Below are 11654 nucleotides of genomic sequence, written 5' to 3'. Positions count from 1 at the left end.
CAAGTTAATCAAAAGACTTGGATATGGCTTTCGCAACTTTAGTAATTTCCGCTTACGTAGCTTATTAACTTGGCACTTTACTACTAATTCTCCATAAAATTACCGGAAGAACCGTAAATTTTTTGGGTTATGGTTGTCTTTCTTAACAGGGATAGAGCCAATTTTTGCGCTGGGTAAATAGCTGATAATAAATTCAGGTGGAAACAGTGCATGAAGAGGGAAGCGGTGCAAGTCGCGGTGAGGAATGAGAATTAGTTGAGTAATATCGGGAATTGTTGAAACGACAGCATTGATATCGAGAATATGACGCAGATTCCGCAGCATTTCGGGTAAATTGTCGCGCCATGTTCTATCTTTTTCGCCTTGCTTGTTTTTACCCTTGCGATAATTGGCGTATTGTTCGTTCCATTTTTTCACCCAGTCTTCAAAATCCCGTAAGCGTTGCGCCTGAGTTAGAAACTCGGTGTTTCCTAAAACAATTGGTGACAGGGCGTTATATTTAATGATGAAAGTGTGTAGAGCATAAGAACTGAGATGCCAATAAACAATGGCAGTTGAAGGATTAAGCAGTTGTTGTATTTCTGAATAATTAGGAGAAGAAATTTCATCGCTCCATCCATCCAAAAGCCAACGCAAGCAAGTATTTTTGCCTTCTTCTGCTAATTCAATTGCTTGCAACAAATCTCCAGACTGCACTGCTAAATCAACAGTTAACTGCTGAATCCAAGCAAATTTTAGAGCTAGTTGCTTTTTACTTCGCTCAGAGCGATTTGGTTCATTTAATAAGCGCCGCAACAAATCAGTACCCTGGCGCTGGAGTTCCGTAGCTTCGGCTATTTCGCCCAAATCTAACAGCACGCAAATTAAATTTTGCAAAACTTCTAGATGCAACTCAGGAAAATCTGTGGCTGTGAGAGTTTGCAGTGCTGTTTCGTAACTTTTAACAGCTTTGTGCCAAAAATTGCGGGCGTTATAATTACCTCGCCCTTGGTAATAATGAGCATTACCTATCGCCTGATGCAATTTTCCCCAAGCTTCTGGATGAGTATCTTGCTGACAATGCTTTAACCCTTCCTCAAAGCTGGCTAATTTTCCCTCATAGCCACGCTTATTTAAATCTGGATTGTTAAATTTTAAAGCAAGGTTGGGTGCTGCTGCATTAGGTAAAGCAAATGTGAAAAAGAAATTTGTTCTCTCTCTAGCTACGTTTCCTGCTGCAATTCCACGGCTAATCCAAACTTCGTAAAAATCACCTTTGAATTCTATGGCTTTGTCATAGGATGCGATCGCTTGTTCTAACTGCCCTAAATTGAATAGTGCGCTACCCTTACCATTCCAAGCATTGAATACTTCTGGAAAGTTGGGATTGATTTGCAAAGCAGTTTCAAAAGAGGTAAGTGCTTCTTGATATAAGTCAAGGTTATTTAAGATTATCCCACGGTTAGTCCAAGCTTCAGGAAAATCGGGTTTGAATTCTATGGCTTTGTCGTAAGATGCGATTGCTTCTTCATTTCGCCCCAAATTAAACAGCGCCCTACCCCGGTTGTACCAAGCTGAGTAGTCGTCATCTTTAAATTTTATGGCTTTGTTGTAAGATGCGATCGCTTGTTCTAATCGCCCCAAATCAGCCAGCGCCAGACCCCGGTTGCACCAAGCTTCGTAAAAATCACCTTTGAATTCTATGGCTTTGTCGTAAGATGCGATTGCTTGTTCAAATTGCCCCAAATTATCCAGCGCCAGACCCCGGTTGTACCAAGCTTCGTAATAATCACCTTTGAATTCTATGGCTTTGTCAAAAGATGCGATTGCTTGTTCAAATTGCCCCAAATTAAACAGCGCACTACCCCGGCAGTACCAAGCTGAATAGTCGTCATCTTTGAATTCTATGGCTTTGTCAAAAGATGCGATTGCTTGTTCAAATTGCCCCAAATTAAACAGCGCACTACCCCGGTAGTACCAAGCTGAGTAGTTGTCAGCTTTGAATTCTATGGCTTTGTCGAAAGATACGATCGCTTGTTCAAATTGTCCTAAATTACACAGCGCCAGACCCCGGTAGTACCAAGCTAAGTAATCGTCACCTTTAAATTCTATGGCTTTATCAAAAGATGCGATCACCTCTTCAAATCGCCCCAAATTACCCAGCGCCAGACCCCGGACTAGCCAAGCTAAGTAGTCGTCACCTTTAAATTCTATGGCTTTATCAAAAGATGCGATCACCTCTTCAAATCGCCCCAAATTATGCAGCGCCATACCCCTGTAGTACCAAGCTTCGTAATAATCACCTTTGAATTCTATAGCTTTGTCATAAGATGCGATCGCTTGTTCAAATTGCCCCAAATTAAACAACGCCCCACCCCTGTAGTACCAAACGTGGTGATCGTCAGGTTTGAATTCTATAGCTTTATCGTAAGATGCGATCGCACCTACAAAATCCCCAGCTTCATATTGTTCATTGCCTTGATTAAACCAAACTTCTGCTTCTCCCTCCGCATCCTCTGCGTCTTGGCGGTTTGTTTCTCCTCCCCCCAAACGCCTCCCAATATTACCCGCAACATCACTAACTTCCCCAATACTCAACTCACCCAACCGCACCATCCGCCTTGCTAATTCATCATTTGGTGTAGCTGAAGCTAACAATCTTTCGCCAAAACCCCGCAACCACTCCACCAAATCACCTTCATTGATACGCTTTGCAGCCAAGAAACCTTTTGCACCTCCTGTAGTCAAGCCATCATTGACTTTTGCTAACAACTGGAGAAACAACGATTCATACTCCGCATCTGTTAACCGTTGCGGTGGTTCTACTTTTTTCTGTTCCCTGACTGGGGAATGCTTTCTGCCAAATAAACGCCCAAAAGACCTCTTGAGCCACTGCCAAAGTTGCTTGAGCATCTGCCGCAATCATGTATCGCTTTTATGGTACATTTTAGCAATTTTACGGTTTGTCATTTGTCATTGGTCATTGGTAAGCGTTTCCCGGATATTTACGTTTTGTAATCACGAATAGATTCTTCATTGCAAGATGAATTGCGATCGCATCTTTGTCGCACAGCAGAACTTTCCAAAATAATTATGTAAATAGTTTAACTTGGCGATCGCTCTTACCAAAAACTCCCAAAGCGATCGCGCAAATGTCAATTCTCAACAAGGGCAATGTAGACTCGTAATTGTATCAAAAATTAACCCAATTTTTAGTGGACATAAATCAACAGAAAGAACAATTTAGCAACGCATATCTCCAAGCCATCACTAGTGTTGCAGGTTATTCTCTTTACAAACCAGTCGTCGACGACAGTGTAGACTGGGGAATAGCAGCTACAGGTATTATGGGACGCATCCGTGCGCCTCGCTTGGAATTACAGCTAAAATCAACATCAAGGGATCTACTTAAAGATAACGCTATCCGCTATCCTCTCAAACTGAAAAATTATAATGATTTACGAATGGTTAACTTTGCCGTTCCTAGAATCTTAATTGTAGTTTTACTTCCTGATAATTTAGACGAGTGGGTGCAACAATCAGAAGAAGAACTCTGTATGAGGTATTGTGGCTATTGGTTATCACTGCGATTTATGCCAGAAACAAAAAACACATCAACTGTAACTGTCACCATACCTAAAACTAATCAATTTACAATCGCTGCTCTCCAGTCAATTATGCAAGGTATTGGTCAAGGAGTACAACCATGAAAGTTACAGTACAAGATGCGGAGATTATCAAAAATACAGAACCACAACAGATGAGAGAGTATTTGCAAACTCGCGGTTGGCACGAAGACCAAGCATTTCTTGAGAATGCCACAATCTGGCATAAGCAAGTAGAAAAAGGTGAATTTGAAATTCTACTACCAAACACAAAAAATATAGCAGATTATGTGCCGAGAGTTCGTGAATTTATCCAAACAATAGCAGATTGCGAAAATATTTCTTATTTGGAAATCTTAAGTGAATTTATTCAAAATTATCCTCATCTGAAAATTCAAGGCTTTGTCACGCAAATTGCAACTCCTAACTTAGATAAATTAAGCGGTGAAATTACTATTGTTTGTCCAGTATTTGAGAAATTACGCCAAATCAAAATTGAACTGCTCGACCATGATTATATTTTGGCAATAAAATCTTATCAAGAACGCCTACCCATAAGATGTACGGGTGATTTAGTGAAAGAAAATGATATTTTTATTTTAAAAAATCCTCAAGAGTTTCAAATTGTAAATATTTGAAACGCTTCTAAGTAGCTCAGTGCTAAAAACTATCACTATGTCAAGGCAGGAGGCAGGAAGGAAAAGGGAAGAGAGTCACAGCCTTGTTTACTTTTCTTAACTTAGTTTTGTTTTTCCCACCGACTTACTTAATTCTCAACCCAATAAGAGCTTCCGCTTATCGTGCAACAACTTCCACTTTCACGTTTCCGTGTTTCTTTCATTGTGTAAGAGCTTCCGCTTGTCGTGCAGCAGCTTCCACTTTCACATTTCCGTGTTTCTTTCATTGTGTAAGAGCTTCCGCTTATCGTGCAGCAACTTCCACTTTAACGTTTCCGTGTTTTGCTCATTGTGTAAGAGCTTCTGCTTTAACGTTTCCGTGTTTTGTTCATTGTGTAAGAACTTCTGCTTTAACGTTTCCGTGTTTTGCTCATTGTGTTAGATAAATTGTACAAACTTTAAGTTTTTTTAGAAAAATCAATAATTTTACGTATGACAATTTTTTCTCATATTGTCCACTATAGAGTTATCAGTAAATTAAAAATCAGTATTAATTATGGCAAGAAAAAGACGCAATTCACGTACTTTGGAAAAAGCTCAAGTACGTCTAGCTGGCATTAAATCTATCAGTCAGACTCTCGATGTTGGAGAAGGGTTAACAGTCCAAGATTATACGGAGAAAATTGAAAGCCTCCGAAATTCTATAGAAGCCTACAATTCTGCTCTCTCTGATGTTGATGTCTTGCGAACCCAAATCTTGGAAAATGAAAAGACTGTGGCAGACTATTCTGACAAGTTCTTGCGTGGTATTTCTTACAAATATGGCAACAATAGTTATGAGTATCAGAAAGCTGGAGGTACAAGGAAAAGCGATCGCAAGCGTACCCCACGTCAAAACACGGCTTCGCCAAGTTAAATACTTGCAATTACTTTTGATATAAATACGTTGTCAGCAAATGCAAAACTATAGGAATCTGGTTTGATTTCCGAATTTACTGATGTAATCAGGGAGTAGGGAATAGGGAATGGGGAGTAGGAAATAAGCCTTTTGTGGATGTACTGATTTTTTTCAGAAATCAAATATGAGTCCTATAGCCAAATATAGTTCAGTTAAATCTCAAACTCTTGTTTAAAGTCAATTTTTTTAACGTAGACGCGCAAGCGGCTTCCCGAAGGGTACCGCAAAGAACGCAAAGAGCGCAAAGAGAAAGAAGAGATTACTAACTGAACCGTATTGTCCTATAGCCTTCTTAACTATGAGCAGACCAAGGTAATACGTGAATTACAGAAAACAATCTGAAAACTATTAGGAATTGAAACAAAGAAAGGTATTTCAAAGACTATTTCACATGAACCGGAAACACACCCAAAGCAATTAATCTGGCGGGTAAATCGCGCAAAATTGGTAAGCGTAACAATGCTGGTGGTTGAAAAGTACGATTAGCAGACAATACAGGCGCAAATACTCGCTTTTGAATAAATGTCTGAAATGCTTGAATAATGCGTGTTGGTAATTCTCGCTGATGCTGAACTTTAGCTAAGTCACTCAGTTTGACTTGGTGATTTTGCAGAGGTTGACTGAGGACATTAGCGGCTACGACTGCATCTTGAATGGCGTAGTTAATTCCCACACCGCCAACCGGAGACATAATATGAGCAGCATCACCAATAAGTAACAACCCTGGACGATACCACTGTTTAACCCGGCTTGATTCTACCGATAAAAAAGCGACTTGTGACCAATCTTGAAGAGTATACAGGCGATCGCTTAATTCCGGCACAACTTCCACAATAGATTTCTTTAACTCCTCCAAACCAGTCGTCCGTAGTTTTTGATAGCCGCCTTTAGGAATTACATAAGCAATTTGCCACTCTGTACCACGGTCAAGCATCGCTACAATATGTCCAGGTGCAAAACGTCCCATTCCCCCATCAAATTCTTCGGGATGGCGGGGTAAGCGAAACCAGAGAATATCCATCGGTGGAGAAGTTTCAATAGATGCAAACTCTCCTATTTGTCTTAACTTGGAGTGACGACCATCTGCGCCGACTGTCAGCATAGCGCGGACTTCGTGCCAACCACCACCACCCCGATAACGTACTCCTTTAACTACCCCATCTTCTGTAATGAGTTCTTGGACATTCGCACCCATCACTAACTGAAAATTTGGATATTGTTGCGCTTCTTGGGTGATGAACTCCAAAAATTTGACTTGGGGCAACATTGTAATGTAGGGATAATTTGTTTTGAGGTGACTAAAATCTGCCAGAGTAACAGTATCTTGCGGAGTTTTAACTTGAATTTGGCGCATTTTAGCATGAGGTAATTGTAATAGGCGATCGCTTAAATTCAATTCCTCCATAATTTGCATCACCGAAGGATGAATTGTATCTCCCCGAAAATCGCGGTCAAAATCTTTATGCGCCTCTAGCAACATCACAGATATCCCTTGACGCGCCAACAAAAAAGCTAAAACCACCCCAGCCGGGCCGCCACCAACAATACAACAATCAGTAGTGTGTTGATCTACAATCTCATGGGCTGGGTTCACATCTGTGTCTGCAAGCGCATTAGTCGGTAAATGAGTAGTCATCACAACACCTCAAGATAGCCCTAACATCAAGGGTAATTTGCTTTTTCTGATGGCAGCAAATTTTTTAACTTTTTGTAGCCATTTATGTGAAGAATTAAGACAAGGGAGACAAGGGAGAGAGATATAGCGTTTCCTAGTCTATTGAGGTACAAAGTTATCTGTTTCCATCTGCGTTCATCCGCGTTCATCTGCGGTTAATTATTTTGGCTTGTATCTCACTAGAATGAGAACCGCTATAGTCTGAAGGGTTTATTATTTACATTTTTGCCAAAATTTGTTGATTTGATTTTTTAACTTTCGCTATCCAATCTTGATATAAGTTGAGAATTTCCGAGTAAGAAAGTTTACCTTCCGCCACCAATTCAAATAACGAAGGCAAGAAGAATTTGGGAAAAATGGGAAAGAAATATTTACTCAGACGATTTCTCAATAACAACTCAACAAATAACTTTTTCGAGGTAGGAAAAGCGTAATCACTTAATTCTACTAAAGCAATTCCATCAGCTTGACGTTGAAGACTAAACTTTTCCACAGCCACGGCTAAATTATCACCACATTCATCTAAAATTTGGTTAAAAATATTTGCATCTTCCAAAGCGGCGTTACAACCTTGTCCGAGAGATGGTGAGACTCCATGCGCCGCATCTCCAATCAACAAAACACTATCGCCGTGATGATAGCGGTTACAGCGCACTGTTAGTACTCTAGATACAGGTCTATTAGCAAAATCTTCCGCTTCTGATTCTGGTAACGCTTGGGCAATTTCTGGAAAGTTTTGGTGGAAATAGTTGAATACTTCTTGTTTGGTAGTCAGTTCAGGAATGGTTTTATCTTTGTGCGGAAACAAGACTACACCACTCCAACTGCTGTCCATTTGATAAACCAATAAAATATTGATACTGTTATCTAACCGCCAAGAGTTGACTTTATTTTGTTGCCAGTTAATACCTAATTTGGGGTCTAATGGTGGTAAGAAAAAAGATTTATAGTCATTCGCAACATAATTTTGTTCACACTGAAAGTTCTCTGTTTGCAGAAAACTTTCTCTAACTACTGAACGCGACCCATCTGCACCGATTAATAAGTCATAATTAACGGTAATTTCTGCATCCGTATCAAGTTTTTTAAATTTTACTTGCTTGGCAGCAAAATCTACTTGTGTACATTCATGATTGAAGTGAAAATTAACTTGATTGCCGCCTTTGATTGCCAATTGTTCTAATAATTTAATTACCAAGCTTGTTCTATCAAGGCTCAACTGTGAGTAGTTTCTACTGAATACCTGTGTTTTACCATTCTTTTGGTGCAGTGCGGCTCCATTAGTTTCTAAGCTGATGGCTTTCACAGCTGCTTCTAATCCCTCAATTTGCTGTAAAGCATTGATCCCGCGTTGACTGAGAACAATTGAAAAGGTGCGCGACTTAGAAAAGGCGACAGTGCGGGGATCACTGCGAAAATCAAAAATATCGATTTGATATTTTTCTTGACGATGTAGTAAATAGTGAGCCAGTAGAACTCCGCTAGGGCCAGCACCAACGATCGCTACTTTTTTCACCATAATTCAACTCACAACTACCCAACCTCATAATATATTCATGGGATCAACATCTATAGTCAAGCTAACGCCATCACAACATAATTCTCTGATTTCCTCCCAATTAGGCAACTGGGGTAATTCATCAGGGTTAAATTTTACTAAGATTTGCCAGCGATAACGGTTCGCTACTCGCATTACCCCGGCTGGTGCAGGGCCGAGAATTTCAAAGTCTTCGTTGTTACCCAAGTTTGCGGCGATAATTTGGGCAGTATTCTGCACTTGGATGGGGTCAAGACTGCTCAGACGCAATAAAATTAACCTGCCATAAGGTGGATAATCAAGGTCACGCCGTTTTTCTAACTCAGTTTGACAAAAAGATTGATAATCGTGGGTGCAGACTGCGGCAATTACGGGATCTTCTGGGGTGTAAGTCTGCACAATGACTCTCCCTGCATCATCACCCCTCCCCGCACGTCCAGCAACTTGGGTAAGAGTTTGAAAAGCCCGTTCACTGGCGCGGTAGTCTGATAAATGCAGCAGTCCATCCGCCGCCACAACTCCCACCAGTGTGACTTGGGGTAAGTCCAAACCTTTGGTTAACATTTGCGTCCCGACTAATAAATCGGCTTCACCGTTAGCAAACTGAGTTAGCAAGGTACGATGTGCGCCTTTGTTGCGGGTGGTATCGCTATCAAACCGGATGCACCGCAGTTGGGGAAACTGTTTGGCTAATTCCTGGGTGACACGTTGGGTTCCACTACCAAAGAATTTTAAGTAAGGCGAACTGCAATCGGGACAGAATTGAGGATGCGATCGCACATAATTACAGTAATGACATCGCAATAATTGGGGCGCACCTTCTTCTGCATGGTGATAAGCCAAAGACACATCACAGTGCGGACATTCCATCACATAGCCACAACTGCGACAAGACACAAAAGTACTATGTCCCCGGCGATGAATAAATAAAATCCCCTGCTGTCTTCTTTCCTGTAATTGTGTCAAAGCCTCTTGCAAGCTGCGACTAAATATTGACCGATTTCCCTGCTGTAATTCCACCCGCATATCCACCACCTCCACCGGCGGTAACGGGCGGGAGTTGATGCGTTCTGGTAATGATAAGTAGTGAGTAGGAATTGAGGGTGTGAGGGTGTGAGGGTGTAAGGATGTAGGGAAAATTTGTTGTAAATTGTCTCCTCTGCTCCTCTGCTCCTCTGCTCCTCTGCTCCTGGAAACACTCACCCAACTCTCCAAAGATGGCGTAGCCGAACCCAAAACCAAGGGACAGTTTTCTAACTCAGCCCGCCATTGGGCGACGGTACGGGCGTGGTAGGTGGGGATCGGTGAATCTTGCTTAAAGCTGCTGTCGTGTTCTTCGTCTAAGATGATTAAACCGAGGTTGGGTAAAGGGGCGAAAATGGCGCTGCGTGTCCCGATGACTACTTGCGGTTCCCCTGTCAGCATTTGTCGCCAAGTATCGTAACGTTCGCCTTCGGAAAGGGCGCTGTGATAAACGGCGACTTTGTTACCAAACCGGGCGCGGAATCTGTCAGTAAGTTGGGGTGTGAGTCCAATTTCTGGAACTAAGACTAAGGCTGATTTACCTTGATTTAATAATGGTGCGATCGCTTGTAAATATACTTCTGTCTTGCCGGAACCTGTTACACCATGCAACAAGACTTGAGCAAATTTATTTAATGATTGTATAGTTGCTAAAGCATTAGCCTGGGCAGTATTTAATAATTTTGGCTGGTCTGGTGTTAATGTCGGGCTTTGTTCAGCACGCAAAATTTCCCGTTCTTCAATCACGATGTAACCTTTCTGTGCCAAGGTTTTGAGGATGGAAGAACTAGCACTACAAATTTGCAAGAGTTCACTGTGCCATAATTCCCCACCATTGCGACGCAAAACTTCGATGATTTCTCGTTGACGCTGAGTTAAATCGCGATCGCTACTATCTATTAATGTGACAGCTTTTTGTAATTTGGGGCGAGTTAGTCTTGGTGCTTCTAAATAACTTTCCACCAAACCCAAGCGCAACAATTCCCGCACACCGCGATAGGTGAACTTGACTTTTTGTTGCAAATACGCAAAACTATAATCCCCTGATGGTTGAGTTTGCAACAGTTGTAAAATCTGCTGGGCGACTGGACTGAGAAAAGCTCGATGAGATTGGCTTTGGGTATTAGTTAAACGAATCCGGCGTTGAGTCCGCCCTAATAATCCCGGCGGTAAAGCCACCCGAATCACCTGCATTAAGGGTGTGTAGTAGTATGCTGCTACACGGTTTAATAATTCCCAATAATGGCTGGGGAAAAACCCCACACTCACCACATCTTCGACTTCTCGAATTTTGTCTGGCGCTAGATCAATATTAGGTGTGCTTAACAACCGAATGGCGATCGCGCCTAACTGTTGTGCGCCAAATGGCACAGTTAATATATCCCCTGTTTTTACTTCTAGCTGAGGTGGTAAACGATATGTAAATAATCCGGTAGCGCCTGGACAGTCTACCAAAACTTCAACGTAGCGATTCCCCTTTTGGGACTGGTATGATTCCCCTGGCTCGGCAACTACTAAATTTTGTAAATTTAAGTCATTAATATACATATTTTTTGTTTTTTCTTGACAGGAATTTATTATCCCTTCACTTAGCTTTCAAGAATTTAATCTTTTTCTCTATAAAAAGTAAAGTGTATTTCGCAATACGTTTATCCCTCATGATACTTGATAAGTTTCCCGTTATGTAACCTACTAGACAAATCAAACTTGGCTATACGTGCAATAAATATTTGAAGACCACTTACCATAAAAACTAACTATAGGACTGATATTTGATTCTTGAAAAAACCTCCTCCTTCCTACTCACCACCTACACAGATAATTTCAAAAATAAAACTGGCTTACTATAAATCTCTGACTATTTATGAAATCATTTACCGATTTACTAAATATGGCATAGCCTTTTTCCGCCCATTGGTAGATATTCAATTATTGGTGTATGTGAGATGCTTTTATACAACTAATTGATTTCAGCTAATTAAATTACTGAAATTGTGACCTTTAGAAAATTTTATGAAATCCAAATAAAATCAAAATCAAGACTTTAATTTCGAGATTAATTCCCACCCATAAAGGTAAAAAAATTCATAAAAATATAGGGATTTTTAAGAAATGATAATAATTACTTGGTTTCTTTTATATTTGTTAAGGTTGAGAATGGTTGAGGGCGTTTGACAGATTTAGGGATTAATCAAAAAATAAGAAGTATATCTGTTAGAACCTGAGACAATAATTTTGAGGTGCAATCACCAAGATTTGT

The 11654-nt window shown here is 40.8% G+C and carries 8 protein-coding genes; 4 read left to right on the top strand and 4 right to left on the bottom strand.

Annotated elements, in window-relative coordinates; all coding sequences use genetic code 11:
* Positions 1–99: 99 nt before the first annotated feature.
* The gene (locus tag H6G74_RS03985) at positions 100–2892 is read right to left on the bottom strand and encodes a tetratricopeptide repeat protein (protein ID WP_190966410.1); all 2793 of its coding nucleotides are present in this window, start codon (positions 2890–2892) and stop codon (positions 100–102) included.
* A 149-nt stretch (positions 2893–3041) separates the two neighbouring features.
* On the opposite strand from H6G74_RS03985, the gene H6G74_RS31450 reads away from it, so the two are divergent.
* The 4 genes from H6G74_RS31450 to H6G74_RS03970 all read left to right on the top strand — a co-directional run bounded on the left by H6G74_RS31450 (position 3042) and on the right by H6G74_RS03970 (position 5117).
* Positions 3042–3167, top strand: a complete 126-nt coding sequence (locus H6G74_RS31450) for a hypothetical protein (protein WP_277927124.1) — start codon at positions 3042–3044, stop codon at positions 3165–3167.
* A 27-nt stretch (positions 3168–3194) separates the two neighbouring features.
* Entirely contained in the window at positions 3195–3689 is a 495-nt protein-coding gene (locus H6G74_RS03980) for a DUF4365 domain-containing protein (RefSeq protein WP_190966409.1), read from the top strand.
* Positions 3686–4222 (top strand): hypothetical protein, encoded by a 537-nt coding sequence (locus H6G74_RS03975; RefSeq protein WP_190966408.1) that lies wholly within the window; start codon positions 3686–3688, stop codon positions 4220–4222. Before H6G74_RS03980 ends, H6G74_RS03975 begins: the two co-directional genes overlap by 4 nt.
* Before the next feature lie 535 nt (positions 4223–4757).
* Positions 4758–5117 (top strand): hypothetical protein, encoded by a 360-nt coding sequence (locus H6G74_RS03970; protein WP_190966407.1) that lies wholly within the window; start codon positions 4758–4760, stop codon positions 5115–5117.
* A 424-nt stretch (positions 5118–5541) separates the two neighbouring features.
* Here the strand turns inward: H6G74_RS03970 and H6G74_RS03965 are convergent, their stop codons facing one another.
* The 3 genes from H6G74_RS03965 to priA all read right to left on the bottom strand — a co-directional run bounded on the left by H6G74_RS03965 (position 5542) and on the right by priA (position 10942).
* Positions 5542–6795, bottom strand: coding sequence for an FAD-dependent oxidoreductase (locus tag H6G74_RS03965; RefSeq protein WP_190966406.1), 1254 nt, complete (start codon positions 6793–6795; stop codon positions 5542–5544).
* Positions 6796–7051: 256 nt separating this feature from the next.
* Positions 7052–8353 carry an FAD-dependent oxidoreductase gene (locus tag H6G74_RS03960; RefSeq protein ID WP_190966405.1) on the bottom strand — a complete coding sequence of 434 codons (1302 nt, stop codon included), beginning with the start codon at positions 8351–8353 and terminating at the stop codon, positions 7052–7054.
* Between the two features lie 24 nt (positions 8354–8377).
* Positions 8378–10942, bottom strand: coding sequence for a primosomal protein N' (gene priA / locus H6G74_RS03955; RefSeq protein WP_190966404.1), 2565 nt, complete (start codon positions 10940–10942; stop codon positions 8378–8380).
* Positions 10943–11654 lie beyond the last annotated feature (712 nt).

Source organism: Nostoc spongiaeforme FACHB-130 (genome assembly GCF_014698475.1).
Taxonomy (GTDB): Bacteria; Cyanobacteriota; Cyanobacteriia; order Cyanobacteriales; family Nostocaceae; genus Nostoc_B; species Nostoc_B spongiaeforme.
Note: the sequence above shows the minus strand (reverse complement) of the source record. Positions and strands in the feature narration are given on the sequence as shown.